This is a genomic window from Pseudomonas sp. NFACC08-1 (assembly GCF_900106735.1).
Classification (GTDB): domain Bacteria; phylum Pseudomonadota; class Gammaproteobacteria; order Pseudomonadales; family Pseudomonadaceae; genus Aquipseudomonas; species Aquipseudomonas fluorescens_Q.
Genome location: NZ_FNNL01000002.1, coordinates 525,935 through 544,546 on the forward strand (window position 1 = coordinate 525,935; position 18,612 = coordinate 544,546).

The 18,612-nt window shown below is 62.1% G+C and carries 19 protein-coding genes; 11 read left to right on the forward strand and 8 right to left on the reverse strand.

The features are described from left to right. Positions 1–2: 2 nt before the first annotated feature. Positions 3–1,709 (reverse strand): amidase, encoded by a 1,707-nt coding sequence (locus BLU76_RS05925; protein WP_092222164.1) that lies wholly within the window; start codon positions 1,707–1,709, stop codon positions 3–5. 244 nt (positions 1,710–1,953) lie between these two features. Here BLU76_RS05925 and BLU76_RS05930 point away from each other — a divergent pair, with 244 nt between their 5' ends. Genes BLU76_RS05930 through BLU76_RS05960 form a run of 7 tightly spaced genes read left to right on the forward strand, consistent with a single transcriptional unit; the run spans position 1,954 to position 8,248 of the window. Continuing rightward, complete coding sequence (locus tag BLU76_RS05930; protein WP_092221911.1) at positions 1,954–2,631, forward strand: thermostable hemolysin; 678 nt, start codon at positions 1,954–1,956, stop codon at positions 2,629–2,631. Further along, positions 2,621–4,102, forward strand: coding sequence for an AMP-binding protein (locus tag BLU76_RS05935; protein ID WP_092221913.1), 1,482 nt, complete (start codon positions 2,621–2,623; stop codon positions 4,100–4,102). The genes BLU76_RS05930 and BLU76_RS05935 overlap by 11 nt, the downstream gene beginning before the upstream one ends. Then, positions 4,099–4,773, forward strand: coding sequence for an iron-containing redox enzyme family protein (locus BLU76_RS05940; protein ID WP_092221915.1), 675 nt, complete (start codon positions 4,099–4,101; stop codon positions 4,771–4,773). Before BLU76_RS05935 ends, BLU76_RS05940 begins: the two co-directional genes overlap by 4 nt. Next, positions 4,760–5,569, forward strand: a complete 810-nt coding sequence (locus BLU76_RS05945; RefSeq protein ID WP_092221917.1) for an SDR family oxidoreductase — start codon at positions 4,760–4,762, stop codon at positions 5,567–5,569. Before BLU76_RS05940 ends, BLU76_RS05945 begins: the two co-directional genes overlap by 14 nt. Beyond that, complete coding sequence (locus tag BLU76_RS05950; protein ID WP_092141799.1) at positions 5,566–6,210, forward strand: tetratricopeptide repeat protein; 645 nt, start codon at positions 5,566–5,568, stop codon at positions 6,208–6,210. Before BLU76_RS05945 ends, BLU76_RS05950 begins: the two co-directional genes overlap by 4 nt. Before the next feature lie 11 nt (positions 6,211–6,221). Beyond that, entirely contained in the window at positions 6,222–6,884 is a 663-nt protein-coding gene (locus tag BLU76_RS05955; RefSeq protein ID WP_092141796.1) for a response regulator, read from the forward strand. Beyond that, positions 6,881–8,248 carry a sensor histidine kinase gene (locus BLU76_RS05960; protein ID WP_092221918.1) on the forward strand — a complete coding sequence of 456 codons (1,368 nt, stop codon included), beginning with the start codon at positions 6,881–6,883 and terminating at the stop codon, positions 8,246–8,248. Before BLU76_RS05955 ends, BLU76_RS05960 begins: the two co-directional genes overlap by 4 nt. 45 nt (positions 8,249–8,293) lie before the next feature. Here the strand turns inward: BLU76_RS05960 and BLU76_RS05965 are convergent, their stop codons facing one another. The 7 genes from BLU76_RS05965 to BLU76_RS05995 form a co-directional block, all read right to left on the reverse strand. Continuing rightward, positions 8,294–9,385: an ArsO family NAD(P)H-dependent flavin-containing monooxygenase gene (locus BLU76_RS05965; protein WP_092221920.1), complete on the reverse strand. Its 1,092-nt coding sequence runs from the start codon at positions 9,383–9,385 to the stop codon at positions 8,294–8,296. 95 nt (positions 9,386–9,480) lie between these two features. Beyond that, positions 9,481–9,669: a YgaP family membrane protein gene (locus BLU76_RS05970; RefSeq protein WP_092141787.1), complete on the reverse strand. Its 189-nt coding sequence runs from the start codon at positions 9,667–9,669 to the stop codon at positions 9,481–9,483. Beyond that, on the reverse strand, positions 9,666–10,103 hold the full coding sequence (locus BLU76_RS05975) for a DUF6691 family protein (RefSeq protein WP_092141781.1): 438 nt from the start codon (positions 10,101–10,103) through the stop codon (positions 9,666–9,668). Before BLU76_RS05975 ends, BLU76_RS05970 begins: the two co-directional genes overlap by 4 nt. Before the next feature lie 2 nt (positions 10,104–10,105). Next, positions 10,106–10,540, reverse strand: a complete 435-nt coding sequence (locus BLU76_RS05980) for a YeeE/YedE family protein (RefSeq protein ID WP_092221922.1) — start codon at positions 10,538–10,540, stop codon at positions 10,106–10,108. Positions 10,541–10,583: 43 nt separating this feature from the next. Further along, a complete protein-coding gene (locus BLU76_RS05985) occupies positions 10,584–11,387 on the reverse strand; it encodes a sulfite exporter TauE/SafE family protein (protein WP_092221924.1) in 804 nt (267 codons plus the stop codon). Positions 11,388–11,415: 28 nt separating this feature from the next. After that, the gene (locus tag BLU76_RS05990) at positions 11,416–13,086 is read right to left on the reverse strand and encodes a bifunctional protein tyrosine phosphatase family protein/NAD(P)/FAD-dependent oxidoreductase (protein WP_092221926.1); all 1,671 of its coding nucleotides are present in this window, start codon (positions 13,084–13,086) and stop codon (positions 11,416–11,418) included. Positions 13,087–13,131: 45 nt separating this feature from the next. Further along, complete coding sequence (locus BLU76_RS05995; protein ID WP_092221928.1) at positions 13,132–14,010, reverse strand: MBL fold metallo-hydrolase; 879 nt, start codon at positions 14,008–14,010, stop codon at positions 13,132–13,134. Between the two features lie 229 nt (positions 14,011–14,239). Here BLU76_RS05995 and BLU76_RS06000 point away from each other — a divergent pair, with 229 nt between their 5' ends. From BLU76_RS06000 to cydB, 4 genes are all read left to right on the forward strand, one after another. Continuing rightward, positions 14,240–15,562: a sigma-54 interaction domain-containing protein gene (locus tag BLU76_RS06000; RefSeq protein ID WP_092221930.1), complete on the forward strand. Its 1,323-nt coding sequence runs from the start codon at positions 14,240–14,242 to the stop codon at positions 15,560–15,562. Between the two features lie 165 nt (positions 15,563–15,727). Next, on the forward strand, positions 15,728–15,904 hold the full coding sequence (gene cydP / locus BLU76_RS31455; RefSeq protein ID WP_014338536.1) for a cytochrome oxidase putative small subunit CydP: 177 nt from the start codon (positions 15,728–15,730) through the stop codon (positions 15,902–15,904). Then, the gene (locus tag BLU76_RS06005) at positions 15,901–17,472 is read left to right on the forward strand and encodes a cytochrome ubiquinol oxidase subunit I (protein WP_092141763.1); all 1,572 of its coding nucleotides are present in this window, start codon (positions 15,901–15,903) and stop codon (positions 17,470–17,472) included. The genes cydP and BLU76_RS06005 overlap by 4 nt, the downstream gene beginning before the upstream one ends. Next, positions 17,465–18,601 (forward strand): cytochrome d ubiquinol oxidase subunit II, encoded by a 1,137-nt coding sequence (gene cydB, locus BLU76_RS06010; RefSeq protein WP_092221932.1) that lies wholly within the window; start codon positions 17,465–17,467, stop codon positions 18,599–18,601. Before BLU76_RS06005 ends, cydB begins: the two co-directional genes overlap by 8 nt. The last annotated feature ends 11 nt before the right edge of the window (positions 18,602–18,612 follow it).

Genomic DNA, 18,612 nt, shown 5'->3' on the forward strand with positions numbered 1-18,612 from the left:
GATCAAGCCGACAGCGGCGGCGTCCGCGGCGGGATCAGGCGTTTTGAACCGATCGATTCGAACGCCGAAGCCAGTCGCAATAACGTCGAATCGTCATAGGCGCGGCCAGCGAATGTCAGCCCGACGGGCATGCCGATATCCGCCATGATGCCCATCGGCACGGTGACCGTAGGCACGCCCAGATGGCGGATGGCAAGGTTGCCGTTGGCGACCCAGACCCCATTGCTCCAGGCGATATCGGCAGATGCCGGGTTGACGTCCGCATCCGCCGGCCCGACGTCGGCGACGGTCGGGAAGATCACCGCGTCCAGGCCCAGCCGCTCCATCCAGTCCTCCAGATCGATTCGACGTGTCTGTTCAAGCCCACGCAGGCCGTCGGGCAGGGTCGGGATCTGGTCCCACGGCGTGATACCCCGCTGGGCCATCTTCACGTACTCATCCATGCCGGCCGCCAGATCATCCTCCCGGTTGGGCAGGGTGCCCGGGTCGTGGGGGAAGATCTTCGGTCCGTCGACGTCGGCCAGGCGATTCAACTTCGGATCGCCGTTGGCCCGCAGGAAGTCATCGAATGCCCAGGCCGACAGGTCCCACAATTCATGGTGCAGGAACTCTTTGGAAACCAGGCCGCGGGTGAATACCGTAGGTGCGCCAGGACGATCGCCCTCGCAGTTGGACACCAGGGGGAAATCCACCTCGACCACTTCGGCGCCACAGGCCTCAAGCGCCTTGCGCGCTTGCTCCCAGAGCTCGATCACCGAGGCGCGGGTGATGATTCGCTGCCCCGTCGGGCCGCCGATGCCGGGGGCTTGGGCCGTGCCCGCCTCAGGGTCGGCGTTGATGTACATCCGAGGAACGCCGAACCGAACGCCTGCCAGCGCACTTGGGTTGCTGGCAAGGCTCGGATACGAGGCCGGACGAACTGAATCAACGCTCGGAATCGGCACCCAGGGTTGCAGGCGCCACAGGTCGCCACGGGTGTCCGGGTCCTCGGCGACCACCACGTCCAGCACTTCGAACAAGTCGGCCATGGTCCTGGCGAAGGGCACGACGACGTCCATCGTCGGCGTCAACGGCCAGTTGCCACGCACCGAGATCACCCCGCGCGACGGCGTATACGCGCACAAGCCATTGTTCGACGCTGGACCGCGCCCGCTCGACCAGGTTTCTTCGGCAAGGCCGAACGCCGCGAAACTGGCGGCGGTTGCCGTGCCCGCACCGTTCGAGGAGCCGGAGGCAAACGGCGCGGTGAGGTAGTCGGCGTTGTACGGGCTCTCGGCACGGCCATACACCCCGCGCTGCATGCCGCCGTTGGCCATGGGCGGCATGTTGGTCTTGCCCAGGCAGATCGCCCCGGCGGCGCGAAGCCGTTCGATGGTGAACGCATCGCGATAAGCAACCAGGTCCTTGAACGCCGGGCTGCCGGAAGCGGCAGTGAGCCCCTTGACCAAGTAACTGTCCTTGGCCGTATAGGGAATGCCGTCAAGCGGCCCCAGGGTCTGGCCGCTGGCCCGACGGGCATCGCAGGCCCGGGCCTCGTTCAATGCATCGGGGTTGCGCACCACCACCGCGTTGAGGGCTGTGGGCGTGTCGGGGCCGTCATAGGCATCGATCCTGGCAAGGTAGGCCTGGACAAGCGCCACAGCGGTCGTCTGGCCCGACTCCAGCGCAGCGCGCAATTGGCCAATGGAGGCTTCGGTGATTTCGATCATGCTGTCAGCGCCGCGGCAGAGGGATTGCGGGGTGTTCGGTTCCATTGAAGCTGCTCCTGAGACTTCAGGTCATCTCAAAGTGGATATTTATCGGACTTGCGCACTGTACTACGGAATAGCGATCAGGGGCAGTCGGGTTTTGACCGCACTGTCTCTCGAACGAGCGAAAATTTGCCACCTTCAGACTTCGTTAAGAAACGGCCTCGATACTTTCTCCCAATAGCCCGAGGGAGAACGTTGACCCATGCCCGATTTCGACTGGAACATCCGCCTGCCGCTGGCCTTCGGTGATGCCGGCCCGCCGGTTCGGCACTTGCACCGGGCCTTGCCGGGACAAGCCCGGCGAGCTGAGTTCGAGGCGTTCATCCAGCAGCGTTTTCGCCAGGTCCACGGTGCCGATATTCGTCACTTCATGCCGGAGCTGTTCGGGCTCGACGATGTCCATGGCACGCTCTGCGCAGCCGCTGGCGTGCGCCGGGCCGCCCAGGGGCCGCTGTTCCTCGAACATTATCTGGACAGTCCCATCGAGCCTTTGATCAGTGCCGCCGCCGATCGAATGGTGGACCGCGCTGGCATCGTCGAGGTTGGCAACCTGGCCGCCAGCGACACGGGCAGCGCCCGGCTGAGCATCATAGCGATCACTTATCTGTTGGCCATGGGCGGCCTGGAGTGGGTTGCGTTCACTGGCAACATCGGCCTGGTCAACAGCTTCCATCGCCTGGGCCTCAAGCCTGTGACGCTGTGCCCGGCAGACCCGCAGCGCCTCGGCGAAGACCGTCATCTCTGGGGCCGCTACTACGAGAGCCAGCCGTGGGTTCACGTTGGAAACATCCGCGCCGGTTTCATTCATCTGCGCAATACCGGCGTGTTCAATCGCTTGGGACTGCCGACGGACCTCGGAGAAACCAGCCATGTCGCCTGAAATGGAACGCTTCAAGCGCACTCTGCGTGGTCATGCCGAGCGCAGGGGCCATGCCGTGGCACTGTGGGGCGACGGCTCGCAGCTCGACTACGCGACACTTTATTCCGAAGTGGTGTACCGCCAGCAACGCTTGCGCGATGAACACATCAGTGTTGTCGCCCTGGCGCTGGATAACGGCATCGAAGCGATGCTCTGGGACCTTGCCGCACTGTTCGAAGGGCTGACCTGCGTCATCCTGCCCGGGTTTTTCAGCCAGGCTCAACGTCGGCACTGCCTGGAGCAGAGCCAGGCCGAGCGAGTGATTGCCGAGCCCGCATTCGAAGCGCAACTGCAAGCTGCCGGATACCAGCACAGTGGCGAGTTCTGGCGACGGCACTTCGACGGACCGAGCCGTCTGCCGGCAGGCACCGCCAAGCTGACGTTCACCTCTGGCACCACCGGCACGCCGAAGGGCGTCTGCCTGAGCGCCGACAGCCTGTTGCGGGTGGCCCGCGAACTGGAGCAGGCCAGCCAACCGGTCGAGGCCAGGCATCACCTGGCGTTACTGCCCCTGGCGATTTTGCTGGAAAACCTTGGCTGCTACGCGGCGTTGTATGCCGGCGCCATGCTGAGCCTGCCCAGCCAGAAAACCCTCGGCATCCAGGGCGCCAGTGGGGTCGACCCGACCCGGCTGCTGGGATGCCTGGCCGAGCGTCGGGCGCAGAGCCTGATCCTGGTTCCGCAGTTGCTGCTGATGTTGGTCATGGCTGCCGAACAAAAGATGTTCAACCCGCACATCGTGCGATTCGCCGCCGTTGGCGGGGCACGGGTGTCCCACGATTTGTTGCAGCGGGCCCAGCGTGTTGGCCTGCCGGTGTTTGAAGGCTATGGGCTGTCGGAATGCGCCTCGGTGGTCTGCCTCAATCGGCCACAGGCTCATCGCGCCGGCAGTGTCGGCCAGCCGCTGCCCCATGTGGAGATCCGCTTGGCCGAGGACGGCGAAGTCCTGATCAAGGGCTCGACGCTGCTCGGTTACCTGGGTGAGCCACCGCACGCCAGCGAATGGTGGCCCAGCGGCGACCTGGGTGAGTTCGACGAAGACGGTTTCCTTTACCTGCGCGGTCGCAAGAAGCATCAGTTCGTGACCAGTTTCGGTCGCAACGTGAACCCCGAATGGGTTGAAGCCGAACTCACCCAGGGCGGTGACATTGCCCAGGCCTTTGTCTATGGCGAAGCCATGCCGCACAACCATGCACTGCTCTGGCCCGCCCGGGCCGACTGCACGGATCAAACGCTGGAGCTGGCCGTGGCCAAGGCCAACGACACGCTGCCCGACTACGCGCGGGTCCATCGCTGGACGCGCCTGGACCAACCCTTCAGCGCTGCCAACGGCATGCTCACCGCCAATGGCCGGCCACGCCGGGAAGCCATCGTCGAGCATTACCGCGCGCAGCTCACTTCATCTGTCTTGTCCGAGGAATCCCCAACATGAGTTTTTTTGACACGTTGCAAGAAGCCACCCAGCAAGAGCGCCAGGCGCTGTTCAATCTGCCGATCATCCGCGACGCCCTCGACGGCCAGGTCAGCCTCGCCAGTTACCGGGGTTTCCTGATCCAGGCGTATTACCACGTGCGCCACACCGTACCGCTGATGATGGCTTGCGGGGCGCGCCTGCCAGCGCATTTGGAATGGCTGCGCAAGGCCGTGTGTGAATACATCGACGAAGAGTACGGCCACGAGCAATGGGTGCTGGATGACATTGCCGTGTGCGGTGGCGATAAGGAAGCGGTGCGCAACGGTCAGCCGTCGTTGCCCATTGAGCTGATGGTCAGTTACCTCTACGACTTGATCGCCCGAGGCAACCCGGTGGGCCTGTTCGGCATGGTCAATGTGCTGGAAGGCACCAGTATCGCTCTGGCGACCCACGCCGCCGACAGCATCCGTCAGCGCCTGGAATTGCCACCCACGGCGTTCAGCTACCTCAGCTCCCATGGTTCGCTCGACATCGAGCATATGCAGACCTATCGCGGCTTGATGAACCGGCTGGAGGATCCGGCGGACCAGGCTGCGGTGATCCATGCCTCCAAGGTGGTGTACCGGTTGTACACCGACATGTTCCGCGGCCTGCCGCGTGACGGGGAGCATGAACATGCGCCTGTGTGATGCGCGTGTCGTGCTGACCGGCGCCAGCGGCGGAATCGGCCAGGCCATCGCCGCCGCCTTGTGCGCCAGTGGTGCGCGGGTGCTGGCCGTGGCCAGGCATCACGAAGCCTTGCAGCCGTTGCTGGAGCGTTATCCGCAGCACTTGAGCTGGGTCGAAGCCGACCTGACCTTCCTCGTCGACCGGCGCAAAGTACTGGTCGCCGCCGAGGCTCTGGACGGTATCAACCTGCTGATCAATGCCGCCGGCGTGAACCACTTCGCCATGCTCGAACAACTCGACGACAGCGAGATCAACGCCATGCTGGCACTGAACATCAGCGCGCCGATTTGCCTGACCAAACTGCTCTTGCCACTGCTCAAACAGGCTGACAGTGCAATGGTGGTCAACGTTGGCTCGACCTATGGATCAATCGGCTACCCGGGCTATGTCAGCTACTGCGCCAGCAAGTTTGCCTTGCGCGGTTTTTCCGAAGCCTTGCGCCGGGAGTTGGCCGATACCCGTGTCGGCGTGCTCTACGTAGCGCCCCGGGCCACCCGTACCTCGATGAACAGCCCGGCGGCCGATGCGCTCAACCAAGCCCTCAAGGCCAACGTCGACGACCCGCAAACCGTGGCGGCGGCGGTGATCCACGCGATTATCGGCGACCGACGCGAGTTGTATCTGGGCTGGCCCGAACGCTTTTTCGTCGGCCTCAACAGCCTGCTGCCCAACCTGGTGGACCGTGGCCTGCGCAAGCAATTGCCACTGGTGCGCCGTCTCAGTCACAAACCCGAAAACGAGCATCTCAAGCCATGAAAAAAATCCTCGCTTGCCTGTTGATCGGCACCCTGAGCCAAAGCGTCTGGGCGTTGGAGGCGGCCGACCAGCAACGTCTCAGCGACATCCAGCAGAGTTGGGCCCATATTCAATATGAAGTGCCCGAAGGCCAACGTGCCGATGCGTTCGAAAAACTCGCCGTCCAGGCATCGGCGTTCAAGCAGGAGCGCCAATCGGTGGCCGAAGCGTGGATCTGGTCTGGCATCGTCAACAGCAGTTGGGCCGGCGCCAAGGGTGGGATCGGTGCACTGGGCAAGGTCAAGGACGCCAAGGGCGACCTGGAAAAAGCCCTGACCCTGGACCCCAAGGCCCTGCAAGGCTCGGCCTACACCAGCCTCGGCGCGCTCTACGACCGGGTGCCGGGCTGGCCCCTGGGTTTCGGCGACTCGGACAAGGCCGGGCAATTGCTCCAGCAGGCGTTGCAACTCAACCCGAACGGCATCGACAGCCTGTACTTTTGGGGCGATCACCTCTACCGTCAGAAGCGCTATAGCGAAGCCAAGGCAGCGTTGCAAAAAGCCTTGCAGGCAGCACCGCGGCCGGGTCGGGAAACGGCTGATGCCGGGCGTCGCAAGGAGATCGACGCCTTACTGGTGGATGTGAACAAGCAACTGAACTGACAGGAGCGGATGTGCGTTTATTACTGATCGAGGATGACGTGGCCCTGGGCGAGGGCATCCATCAGGCCCTGAGTCGCGAAGGTTATACCGTCGACTGGGTGCAGGACGGCAGCAGCGCCTTGCATTCGTTGCTCAGTGAAGCATTCGACCTGGCGGTGCTCGACCTGGGCCTGCCACGCATGGACGGCCTGCAAGTGTTGCGGCGCTTGCGTGACAGTGGCTCCAACCTGCCGGTACTGATCCTCACTGCCCGCGATGCCACCGAGGATCGTATCGCCGGGTTGGACGCCGGGGCCGACGATTATCTGGTCAAGCCCTTCGATCTGGCGGAACTCAAGGCCCGGCTACGGGCCTTGTTGCGCCGCAGCGCCGGCCGCGCCCAAGCGTTGATCGAACATGCCGGCATCAGCCTGAACCCAGGTACCCAGCAAGTCAGTTACCAAGGCAAGCCGGTGGCCCTGACGCCCAAGGAGTATCAGTTGCTCCATGAGCTGCTCTCGCCGCCGGGTCGCGTCATGACTCGCGATCATCTGATGCAACTGCTCTACGGCTGGAGCGAGGAGGCCGAGAGCAACACGCTGGAAGTACACATCCATCACCTGCGCAAGAAATTCTCCACCGACCTGATCCGCACCATTCGCGGGGTCGGATACCTGGTGGAGGAGCGTCGATGAGTTCGATCCGGCGTCGCACCCTCACGTTGATTCTTGGCCTGCTGTTCCTTGGCCTGTTGATCATCACCGTATTCAACCTGCATGACAGCAACCACGAAATCGCCGAGGTCTACGATGCCCAGTTGGCGCAGAATGCCCGGCTATTGCAGGGCGTGATGCGCATGCCGATGGCGAGCAAGGAGCACGCCGAACTGTATCAGGCGTTCAATTCGGCGTTGGGGCAGGCAGCGCCCAAAGTCGACGGTCATCCCTATGAAAGCAAGATCGCTTTCCAGGTCTGGAACTCACAAGGTTCGGTGTTGGTGCAGACGTCCAGCGCACCGTCGTTCACCTCACCGCCGAACGCGCCTGGCTTCAGTGAGGTCGTGGACCAGAAAAACCGTAAGTGGCGGGCGTTCGTCCTCGACGACGCGCAATACGGCTTGAAGATCTGGGTGGGTGAGCGCGACGATGTGCGGGCCGACCTGGTCGACCGCATTGTTCGTCACACCGTCGTCCCCAACCTGATCGGCAGCGTGGTGCTTGCGGCCGTGATCTGGCTGGCCATCGGCTGGGGGCTCAAACCCCTGGTCGATATGGCGGCGAAGTTGCGGGCCAGGCATCCCGGCTCACTGGAACCCCTGCAAATGATGCCGCTCCCTACGGAGCTTGAGCCCATGCAGGCGGCCCTCAACCGCGTCTTGGCGCAGATCCAGGAGGTGATGGGCCGTGAGCGGCGTTTCATTGCCGACGCCGCCCATGAAATGCGTACGCCGTTGGCCGTGCTGCGGGTGCATGCACAGAACCTGATGGAGGCGGGGAGCGAGCAAAGCCGTCGCGAGTCCCTGGAACACCTGATCGCTGGCGTCGATCGCACCACGCGTTTGGTCAATCAGCTGCTCACCATGGCGCGGCTCGAACCGCAGGCGGGTGTGCCGACGCCTGCGGTCATCGACCTGGCCGCCACGGTTCGTGCGAGCCTGGTTCAGCTGACGCCCTGGTTGTTGAGCAAGGGGCTCGAGCCGGTGCTGGATGTCAGCGATGACATCGGCCCGGTTCGAATCGACCCAGTGGCCATCGACATCGCCTTGAACAACCTGGTGACCAATGCGGCCAATTTTTCGCCGGCCAACGGCACGATCACCGTACGCCTGGCCAGGAAGGGCGATCACTACGAGCTGTCAGTCGAAGACCAGGGGCCGGGTATCGACGAGGCCGAGCGTGAGCGGCTCTTCGAGCGGTTCTACAGCCGCGGCAATGACCAAGGGGCGGGGTTGGGGCTGACGATCGTACGCACCATCGCGGATCGTCTGGGAGGGCACATACGCCTGGAGAATCGCACCGAGGGTGGGCTGTGCGCGACCTTGGAAATAGGGCGCTTCTAAGCGATTTTCCGCTGCCATGACAGGTGGCCGGTCCCGTGCGTTGCTTCAAGCAGGCGCATCGGCCATGGATTGCCGGGCGAGAAAGTCGACTATCTCGCCAACCGTGCTGCGTGCCGTGCGTGTAACGCCGATCAGGGTGGCGGAAGCCGACCCCGTCCACTCGCCGTAGCCGACCAGCCACAGCCTGGGCTCTTGTATCGAGCGGGTGCCCTCGACCTCCACACGGCCGTCGTTGTTGAGCAACCCCAGCGCATCCAGATGCTGTAGGGCGGGCCTGAATCCGGTGCACCAGATCACCACGTCCACGGCTGATTCGCGGCCGTCGGCCCAGATCACGCCGTTGCGGGTAAAGCGCTCGAAAGGCCTGACGGCCTGAAGGACGTTGCGTTCACGGGCCTCGACCACCGGCGGCACCATGACGATGTCACCCAACCCTCCCACGGGTTGGTCGATGACGCGACCTTCCTGCTGGGCCTTCCAGCGCTCGGTGGCGCGCTCGAACAACACGCGCCCATCGACCTCGTCAGGAAGGAACAGTGGTTCGATGGGGGTGACCCAAGTGGTCTCGGCGATTTTCGACACCTCGGCCAGAATCTGTGCCCCTGAATTGCCGCCGCCCACCACCAGGACTTTCTTGCCGGCGAACGGGGCCGCCTCGACATAGTCCGCCGAATGCAGTTGCTGGCCGGCGAACAAGGCCGCATCAAGATAGCGAGGGATGTAGGGGTTGCTCCAGGTGCCCGTTGCGCTGACCACGACCCGGGCATCCCAGTGCTTGTCCGTGGCATATACGCGCAAGCCCGTTTCGGTGGGTTCCACACGGGTGACCTGTACCGGCCGCACCACGGGGAATCCATAGCGCTGTTCATACTGCGTGAGGTAGTCGACCACATGGCCTCGCGATGGATAGCCATCCTGTGAGGGGGGCATCATCCAGCCGGGGATCGAACTCCAGGTCGCCGGGGAAAAGAGTCGCAGCGAGTTCCAGCCATGCCGCCAGGCACCACCGGGTCCCTCCTGGGCATCGAGGATGACGAACGACAGAGGCGTGCGCCGCAGGAAATAGGCCACCGCCAAGGCTGCTTGGCCCCCGCCGATGATGACTACGTCAAATGTCTCGGGCTGTGAGCAGGGCATGGCGGCGAATCCTTCGGTTGAGGGAGCCCGTTGCAAGGCTCCAAGAGGGGCTTGCAACGTCAATGGCCGCTCCAGGAGAAAGGCCGTTGTACGCTTCAGCAACGTTTGCAGGTCTTGATGCCCAATAACGAATAGAGCGGACAGAAGCGAAAGATACCCGTGGCCAGTGGCACCAGGCCAATCCAGCCCCAGGCGCCGATCGAGCCCGTCAGGGCTAGAATTATAAGGACAAGCCCCACGGCAATACGTGCGCCCCGGTCAATGGTTCCAATGTTGGCTTTCATGACAATCTCCCGATCAATTGATCGCGCCGGGTTTCCAGCACGGTGAACAGCAACATGCCCGCCAACATGGCCAGCATGAACACAATGGCTTGCCAGTGTCCGGTCAGCAGGATGGCCACGGCGGGGCCAGGACAGATGCCGGCAATGCCCCAGCCGATGCCGAACACCAGGCTGCCACCAATCAGGCGTGGGTCCAGTTCTCGCTTGACCGGCAACTGCATGGGGCTGCCCAGCAGCGAATGAGTCTGTTGGCGTGCCCAAGCCAGGGGGACGATGGCGGTGCCAATCGCTCCGATCATCACCAACGCCAGGGACGGATCCCAGGTGCCGGCCAGGTCCAGGAAACCCAACACCTTTTTCGGGTTGGCCATGCCCGCCAGGAGCAGCCCGAAACCAAAGAGCAGGCCGGCGATGAATGCCGTCAGTTTGCGCATGTTCAAACCCCCATCACGTGACGCAGGACAAATACCGTGGCGAAACCGCTGAGCATGAAACACGCCGTGGCGACCATCGAACGCGGTGAAAGGCGCGACAGGCCACACACGCCATGGCCACTGGTGCAGCCCGAACCGTAACGAGTGCCGACACCCACCAACAGGCCCGCGACAGTGAGGCCGAACCAGCCGTTCTGGAACTCGATCGGCGGCAAGGTGGCAAACACGCCCCATACCAGCGGCGCGACGAGCAGGCCCAGGAGAAACAGGGCCTTTTCGCCCACCCCTTCGCTGCCTCGCTGCAGCAGGCTGCCGATCAGCCCGCTGATGCCGGCGATCCGGCCGTTGGCGACCACGAACAGGCCGGCCGCCAGGCCAATCAGCATGCCGCCGGCCAGGGATGACCACGGCGTGAAGTTGAGCCAGTCGAGATTCATCAGCGTTCTCCGATGCACAATCGTTGATATTTCACTAGGCGATTCAACCCAGGGCTTTTACCAGCAGCGCGACCGCTACCAGCGTGGACACCAGGGCGAAGCCTCTTTGCAGATGGGGTTCCGGCAACCTCGCGGCGACCAGGCGCCCGCCGAGCATGCCGACGATGGCCCCCATGGAAAAGGGTAGCGCTATTGGCCATTGCAGGTGGCCCATCGCCGAACTCGCCAGCACCCCCGACATGGAGACCAAAGCGATGACGGTCAGTGACGTGGCGAGCACCGACTGCGTGGTCAAATTGGTGTACCGCTGGAGCGCCGGAACCATGACGAAACCACCGCCCACGCCGAGCAGTCCGGAAAGCACCCCGGCGACCATGCCCGAAGCGGTGAGCGCCCATGCACAAGGGCCGGTCCAGTTCAGCTTGCCGCGATTTTCGTCCAGGACACAGGGTGGCGGTTTACGCGCGGCGGATGCCTTTGCCCCGGCACGAGCGGGCAGTGATTTTTGCAAGGCCCGAAACGCCACGTACATCAGCAACAAGGCAAACAGGATCGTCAACGGACGGTTGGGCGTGCGCTGCGCCAGCCAAAGGCCCAGCGGCGAGCAGATGACCCCCATACTGGCCGTCAACAGCGCCGCCTTGTAGCGTACGATGCCATTGCGCAGGCCCATCACGGCGCCCAGGGTGGCAGCCAGGCCCACCGCCAGCAAACCAATGGGCCCGGCTTCGGCCATGCTCAAGCCCACGCCAAAAACCAGGAACGGGACGGCGAGTATGCCGCCGCCGGCTCCGGTCAGCGCCAGGATCACGCCCACCGCAAAGCCCAGTACCAGGACTGCAATCATCTCGGTCTCCTGGAGCAGAGGTTCGATTTCATAGGTCCGCCAGTTCAGGTTTCGCCAGCCACTCACGGCCCTTGAGCATGGCTTTCCAATACAGCGGCGGAAGAATTCGCTCTTTAAGTAGCCAGGCCAGTCTCGAAGGCCGAGTGCCGTCGATCAGCCAGGACGGGAAGCTGGGGGCAAGCTTGCCGCCGTAGGTGAATTCAGCGAGCACGACCTTGCCTCGTTCCACGGTCAGCGGGCAAGAACCGTAGCCGTCGTAATGGGCGCTGCCCTTGGCCTTGCCCATGGCCGCCAGCACATTATGGGCGACCACGGGCGCCTGCTTGCGCGCCGCCGCTGCGGTTTTTGCGTTGCTGGTATTGGTGGCATCGCCCAGTGCGTGAATATTCGCCCAGGTTTTATGCCGCAAGCTGTCGGGATCGACATCGATCCAGCCCGCCCCATCAGCCAGAGGGCTTACGCGGATAAAATCCGGCGCGACCTGAGGGGGCACCACATGCAGCAGATCGAAGTCATGCGTCACCCGGTGAGTACTGCCATCGGCCTTGACGCAGATGAAGGTCGCCGTTTGTGCCGGTCCATCGACAGAGCTCAGCGTACTGCCGAAATTCAGGTCGATCTCATAGGCGCGGACGTACTCCATCAGGGCCGGCACGTAGTCGGGAACACCGAACAGGACAGCCCCGGCACTGCAGAAGTCGATCTCGATATCGCCCAGTACGCCTTGGCGTTTCCAGTGGTCGGCGCACAGGTACATCGCTTTTTGAGGGGCCCCGGCGCATTTGATCGGCATGGGGGGCTGCGTGAAAATGGCCCGGCCACTGCGCAGTTGCTGCACCTGTTCCCAGGTGTAGGGGGCCAGGTGGTACAGATAGTTCGAGGTGACGCCGTTGCGCCCCAGTGTCTGCGGTAAGCCTTCAATGGCATGCCAGTCCAGTTTCAGGCCCGGGCAGACGATCAACTGCTCGTAGCGGACCACGCGGCACCCATCGAGAATAATGGCGTCGTTTTCAGGTTCGAAAGCCGCGACAGCCGCTTTGATCCAATGCACGCCCCGGGGAATGGTCGCACCCATCGTGTGGGCGGTTTGTTGTGCCTCGAACACGCCACCGCCGACGAGGGTCCAGCCGGGCTGGTAATAATGCACATCCGCCGGATCGATGATGGCAATGTCCAGGCCTGGCTCGCGGGCCAACAGGCTTGAGGCTGTGGCGATGCCCGCCGCGCCGCCGCCGACAATCACCACGGCATGTCGGGCCTCGGCCACGCCAACAGGCGTGCGTCCCTCATTGGCAATTCTACGAATGACGCCTTTCATGTCGAAACCGGCTTTCCTGGCGGCTTCGACAATTTGCGGCAAGGGCTGCTGGCCGGCCTGGGACAGCGCCCACATCGTCGTCGAGCGCATGCCGGAGCGGCAGTACGCCAACACTGGCTTGGGCAAGGACTCGAGCAATTTGCCGAAGGCAACGCCTTGCTCATCGGTCACCTTGCCGGACTCTGCGGCAAGGTAGTGCGCCTCGATGCCCATCGCTTGTGCCGCGCGCTGGATGTCGGCAAACAAAGGTTGATCGCTGCCTTCACCATCAGGGCGGTTGCAGATGATGGCGCGAAAGCCGCTGGTTTTGATCTCACTCATTTGGTCGGGTTGAACCTGCCCCGAGATCGAGAGGCCGGACGCAAGGTGGCGGATGTCCATGACTGTCTCCGTGATGACGGTTTTTCTTATAAGGGGGGCCGGTCTTCAGAGCCGATTGAGTGGGATTTTCAGGTAGCACGTGCCGTTCGATTCCGGCTCCGGGAAATGCCCGGCCCGCATGTTGACCTGGACCGATGGCAGGATGAGCGTCGGCATGTCCAGCGAGGCATCGCGCTGGGTGCGCATTGCCACGAATGCTTCTTCGCTGACGCCGTTTCGGACATGGACATTGTCGGCGCGTTGCTCGGCGACGGTGCTGGAAAACTGCACCTCGCGGCCACCGGGTTGGTAATCGTGACAGGTGTAGAGCAGGGTGTTGGCCGGCAGGCTCAAGACCTTGTTGATGGACCGGAACAACGTATGCGCGTTGCCACCGGGGAAGTCACACCGTGCGGTGCCGTAGTCGGGCATGAACAAGGTGTCGCCAACGAATGCAGCCGTTTCCTGGCCGTCGCTGATGACATACGTCATGCAGGCGGGGGTGTGGCCCGGCGTGTGAAGCGCATGGCATTGCAGCGTTCCAATAGTGAACGACTCGTCATTGACGAACAGGTGGTCGAACTGGCTGCCATCGCGGGGCATCTCCCCACCGGTGTTGAACAGCGTGCCAAAGACTTCTTGTACAGTCGCAATCTGGCTGCCGATCCCTATCGTGCCGCCGAGCTTTTCCTTCAGGTACGGGGCGGCGGTGAGGTGGTCGGCATGGACGTGGGTTTCAAGAATCCATTGGACCTTCGCCTCCAGCTCGATCACCCTGGCCATCAGCTTGTCGGCCGAAGTGGTTGTGGTACGGCCGGATTTGGGATCGAAATCCAGGACGCTGTCGATCAAGGCGCACTGGCGCGTCGTTTTGTCCAGCACCAGATAGCTGACAGTGTGGGTCTCCGGATCGAAAAATCCTTCGACGTACGGTTTTACGGTCATGAACGGTCTCCTTTGGGCTCTCATCGAACCGCTTGAAGAACAGACAGAGCAATAATGCTGCCAGGTGGATGCTGGGTCGTTTTAAAAGGCTAACCTAATGATTTTATTGATTTAACTTCATGAGTCCGCGGGGGTGCGGGCCGATGCCCAGACAATTTAACTGCCATTGGCAGTGTTTGTTGGCATAGTGGCAGTGCCACCTGTGCTGGATGAATTCACTGGAGCCGCGATGACACACCGCCTGCCGCCCACCCAAGACCCGCTTCCACGTGCAGACCAGGTGCAGTCCCTGGTCTCGTTTCTGGAGCATGAGCCCCAGCCGATGATCGTCCTCGATCCTGATTACAACATCCTGGCGGCGAACACGGCTTACCTGCGTCAGTTCGGCAGCGCCGACAAGCCGTTCATTGGCCATAAGTGTTATCGGGTTTCCCACCACTACGATGTGCCTTGTGACCAGGCCGGCGAGAACTGCCCGATGAAAAAGGCCAGGGAGATGCGCAGTCCGGATCGGGTCTTGCACATTCATCACACACCGCGCGGACCGGAACACGTCGATGTGGAACTGCGCCCGATCCTCAATGAGCACGGCGTCATCACTGCTTATGTGGAGCGCCTTACCCAGGTGCGGAGCGCCTCGGCACGGCCCAGTAATGAGGGGCTGGTGGGCAGTTCACCGGCCTTTAATCAGGCGCTGTTGGAACTGCAGCGGGTAGCGCCCTCGATGTTACCGGTGCTGTTGCTGGGAGAGTCCGGCACAGGCAAGGAGCTGTTTGCCCGCGCCGTCCATGAAACCAGTGAGCGGGCCGCGGGGCCTTTTGTCGTGGTGGATTGCTCCGGCTTGACCGAAACGTTGTTCGAGAGCGAGCTGTTCGGCCACGAAAAGGGGGCATTTACCGGAGCGACCACGCGCAAGGTGGGCCTGGTGGAGACGGCCCAGGGCGGTACGCTGTTTCTCGATGAGATAGGCGACGTTCCCCTGGCCATGCAGGTGAAACTGTTGCGACTGATCGAGTCTGGAACCTATCGCCGTGTTGGCAGTGTAGAAACCCAGCACGCCGATTTCAGGCTGGTGGCCGCGACCCATAAGCCCTTGGAAAAGATGGTGGAGAGGGGCGAGTTCAGGCAGGACTTGTACTACCGCATCAGCGTTTTCCCTATCCATTTACCGCCCTTGCGGCATCGCCTTGAAGACATCGGCTTGCTGGTGGATTCATTCCTGCAACGTTCCGGGATCGGTAAGCGTCGGCTGACCATCGATCTCGAGGCGCTGATGCAATTGCAGCGGTTTGCCTGGCCGGGCAATATCCGCGAGCTGCGCAATGTCCTGGAAAGAGCCGCACTGTTTGCCGACGACGGCGTCATTCACGCCTTGCATCTGCCCGCGCCCCCCTTGGCGTTGTCCGCCCCAGCCTTGACGCCTGTCCGCAATAGCAGGGACCTGGAACAGTTGGTGGCCACTTTCAAAGGCACCCGCAGCGAACTGGCCAGGCACCTGGGCGTGAGTGAGCGCACGTTATACAGGCGGTTGAAAGAACAAGGCCTGGCCTGAACGTCATCGAGCCTGGACTGCCAATGACTGCCAGCCCCTGGCAGTTTGGCAGGTTTTATTCTCGCCAAACCAGGCAATGAGTTTCGTGCATCTCAGTAACTAATTGTTTTATCAGGATAAAAAATATATCCAGGCGTTGGCATGCGCCGTGCTAAAGCATGTCCCATGACTATTTCCGATAAACGATTGCGTCGCCATCTGCTCACAGCCGTGCTGATCAAACTGGTCGTGCTGACGGTGCTGTGGTGGCTGTTCATCAAGGATTCGCGCGTCAGCGTCGACTCGAACACCATCAGTGACAGGTTCGGCGTACCCACCTCGGCTCAAGGGGCAAGCAAGTGATCTCAGAACAACTGGTGGATCTGTCACGGCTGCAATTCGCAGCCACAGCGCTGTACCACTTTCTATTTGTACCGCTCACCGTGGGGATGGTGTGGCTGCTGGTCATCATGGAAAGCGTCTACGTGATGACAGGCAATGTCATCTGGAAAGACATGACTCGCTTCTGGGGCAAATTGTTCGGCATCAACTTCGCCTTGGGCGTGACCACCGGCATCACCTTGGAGTTTCAGTTCGGCACTAACTGGGCCTACTACTCGCACTACGTCGGGGACATCTTCGGGGCCCCGCTGGCCATCGAGGGTCTGATGGCGTTCTTCCTTGAGTCGACCATGATCGGCTTATTCTTCTTCGGTTGGGATCGCCTGAAGAAAGAACATCATTTGCTGGTCACGTTGTTGATGGCCATCGGTACCAACCTGTCGGCGCTATGGATTCTGATCGCCAATGGCTGGATGCAGAACCCGGTGGGCTCGCAATTCAGTTACATCACCATGCGCATGGAGATGGTGGATTTCTGGGCCGTGGTCTTCAACCCGGTGGCGCAGGCCAAGTTTGTCCACACGGTGTCTGCCGGTTATGTCACCGGCTCGATGTTTGTGTTGTCGATTTCCAGTTGGTACTTGCTCAAGGGGCGTGATGTCGAGTTCGCCAAGCGCAGCTTCCGGGTGGCGGCCGCCTTCGGCCTGGCCTCTGTGCTGAGCGTCATCGTACTGGGGGATGAGTCGGGTTATACGGTGGGCGAGGCGCAGCAAACCAAGCTGGCGGCCATGGAGGCCATGTGGGAAACCAAACCCGCACCGGCGGGCCTGACGCTGGTGGCCAGCATTAATGAAGCCGAGTCCAGGAATAACTGGGAGTTCGATGTGCCGTGGGTGATGGGCTTGATCGGCACGCGCTCGGTCAGCAAGCAGATCCCAGGGATTCATGACATCAAAGCGAAAAACCGCGCGCGCATTCTGCGAGGCATTACCGCCGTCAATGCGCTTGAAGCGCTGCGCGCCGATCGCACCGATAAGGCCGCGTTCGATACCTTCGAAGCGTACAAGGCCGATCTGGGCTTTGGCCTGCTGCTTAAAAAGTACGTCGAGGATGTCAACCAGGCCACGCCGGCCATCATCGACAAGGCTGTGAACGATACCGTACCGCGGGTGACCCCGATGTTCTGGGGGTTCCGGATCATGGTCGGCCTGGGCTTTGCCATGCTCGTGCTTTTCGGGCTGGCATTCTGGAGCACCTTGAAATCCAGCGGCGCACATCATCGCGGGCTGCTGCGCTGGGCGCTCTGGATGCTGCCTGCGCCATGGCTTGCCTGCGAATTGGGCTGGTTCGTCGCCGAGTACGGCCGCCAACCCTGGACCATCTACGGTGTGTTGCCGACCCACATGAGCGTTTCCACCCTCAGCGTCGATAACCTGTATGGCTCTCTGGCTGGGTTCGTCGTTTTCTACACGGTGCTGCTGGCGGTGGAAATGTTCCTGATGGTCAAGTTCGCCCGCCAGGGCCCCGGCAGCCTCGGTACAGGTCGTTATGTCCACGACGCCAAGTTGAAGGAGCTTCACCATGCTTGATTACTTCACGCTCAAGATCATCTGGTGGGCGCTGGTCGGCGTCCTGCTCATAGGTTTCGCCATCATGGACGGCCACGACATGGGCGTCGGCTCACTGCTGCCGTTTGTCGGTCGCAATGACATGGAACGTCGCATCGTGATCAACACCGTGGGCCCGCACTGGGATGGCAATCAGGTCTGGTTCATTACGGCCGGCGGCGCTTTGTTCGCCGCATGGCCGGTGGTCTATGCCACGGCGTTCAGCGGGTTCTATTGGGCGATGATCCTGGTGCTCTGGGCGTTGTTCTTCCGCCCGGTGGGTTTCGACTACCGCAGCAAGATCCATAACCCGGTGTGGCGCAGTACCTGGGATTGGGGGCTTTTCGTGGGTGGGGCCGTGCCGCCGCTGGTGTTCGGCATCGCGTTTGGCAACTTGTTGCAGGGCGTACCGTTTCACTTCAATCAATACCTGGTGTCAACCTATACCGGCAGCTTCTGGCAATTGCTCAACCCTTTCGCGCTGCTGACCGGCCTGGTCAGCAGCGCCATGATTACGCTGCAGGGGGGCACCTACCTGGCCCATCGTACGGAGGGCAGCATCCAGTCCCGGGCGATAAAAGGCGCGGTAGGCGCTGCGATCGTACTGGTGTGTTCGTTCATCGCAGCGGGTATCTGGTTGCAATGGATCGAGGGCTATCGCATCACGTCGCTCGTCGATACCGCCGGGTTGCCTGACATTCTCGGCAAGTCGGTCGTGAGGGAGGCGGGGGCCTGGATGGCCAACTATGGTCGCTATCCTTGGCTGTGGCTGCTGCCCGCGCTTGGACTGGCCGGCGCAGCCGGTGCGGCGCTGTTGCTGATGAGGCGCCGTACCCTTTGCGCGTTCGTTGCGTCATCGCTTGCGGTGGTCGGTGTCATCGGTACGGCAGGGGTATCGATGTTCCCCTTTGTCATGCCGTCGTCATCGATGCCAGCGGCCAGTCTGACCGTGTGGGACAGTGTTTCCAGTCACCTGAGCCTGGCCATCATGTTCTGGGCCACGTTGTTCTTCATGCCGTTGATCGTGATCTATACCGGTTGGGCGTATCGCGTCATGCGCGGCAAGGTTACGGCCACCCAGATCAACGCCAACGAACACTCGGCGTACTAGTGTCGACAGAG

What these genes read in the sequence shown, in the direction of transcription:
- BLU76_RS05925 (WP_092222164.1), bottom strand. Translation starts at nt 1,709, where the DNA reads ATGATCGAAATCACCGAAGCCTCCATTGGCCAATTGCGCGCTGCGCTG.
- BLU76_RS05930 (WP_092221911.1), top strand. Translation starts at nt 1,954, where the DNA reads ATGCCCGATTTCGACTGGAACATCCGCCTGCCGCTGGCCTTCGGTGAT.
- BLU76_RS05935 (WP_092221913.1), top strand. Translation starts at nt 2,621, where the DNA reads ATGTCGCCTGAAATGGAACGCTTCAAGCGCACTCTGCGTGGTCATGCC.
- BLU76_RS05940 (WP_092221915.1), top strand. Translation starts at nt 4,099, where the DNA reads ATGAGTTTTTTTGACACGTTGCAAGAAGCCACCCAGCAAGAGCGCCAG.
- BLU76_RS05945 (WP_092221917.1), top strand. Translation starts at nt 4,760, where the DNA reads ATGCGCCTGTGTGATGCGCGTGTCGTGCTGACCGGCGCCAGCGGCGGA.
- BLU76_RS05950 (WP_092141799.1), top strand. Translation starts at nt 5,566, where the DNA reads ATGAAAAAAATCCTCGCTTGCCTGTTGATCGGCACCCTGAGCCAAAGC.
- BLU76_RS05960 (WP_092221918.1), top strand. Translation starts at nt 6,881, where the DNA reads ATGAGTTCGATCCGGCGTCGCACCCTCACGTTGATTCTTGGCCTGCTG.
- BLU76_RS05965 (WP_092221920.1), bottom strand. Translation starts at nt 9,385, where the DNA reads ATGCCCTGCTCACAGCCCGAGACATTTGACGTAGTCATCATCGGCGGG.
- BLU76_RS05970 (WP_092141787.1), bottom strand. Translation starts at nt 9,669, where the DNA reads ATGAAAGCCAACATTGGAACCATTGACCGGGGCGCACGTATTGCCGTG.
- BLU76_RS05975 (WP_092141781.1), bottom strand. Translation starts at nt 10,103, where the DNA reads ATGCGCAAACTGACGGCATTCATCGCCGGCCTGCTCTTTGGTTTCGGG.
- BLU76_RS05980 (WP_092221922.1), bottom strand. Translation starts at nt 10,540, where the DNA reads ATGAATCTCGACTGGCTCAACTTCACGCCGTGGTCATCCCTGGCCGGC.
- BLU76_RS05985 (WP_092221924.1), bottom strand. Translation starts at nt 11,387, where the DNA reads ATGATTGCAGTCCTGGTACTGGGCTTTGCGGTGGGCGTGATCCTGGCG.
- BLU76_RS05990 (WP_092221926.1), bottom strand. Translation starts at nt 13,086, where the DNA reads ATGGACATCCGCCACCTTGCGTCCGGCCTCTCGATCTCGGGGCAGGTT.
- BLU76_RS05995 (WP_092221928.1), bottom strand. Translation starts at nt 14,010, where the DNA reads ATGACCGTAAAACCGTACGTCGAAGGATTTTTCGATCCGGAGACCCAC.
- BLU76_RS06000 (WP_092221930.1), top strand. Translation starts at nt 14,240, where the DNA reads ATGACACACCGCCTGCCGCCCACCCAAGACCCGCTTCCACGTGCAGAC.
- cydP (WP_014338536.1), top strand. Translation starts at nt 15,728, where the DNA reads ATGACTATTTCCGATAAACGATTGCGTCGCCATCTGCTCACAGCCGTG.
- cydB (WP_092221932.1), top strand. Translation starts at nt 17,465, where the DNA reads ATGCTTGATTACTTCACGCTCAAGATCATCTGGTGGGCGCTGGTCGGC.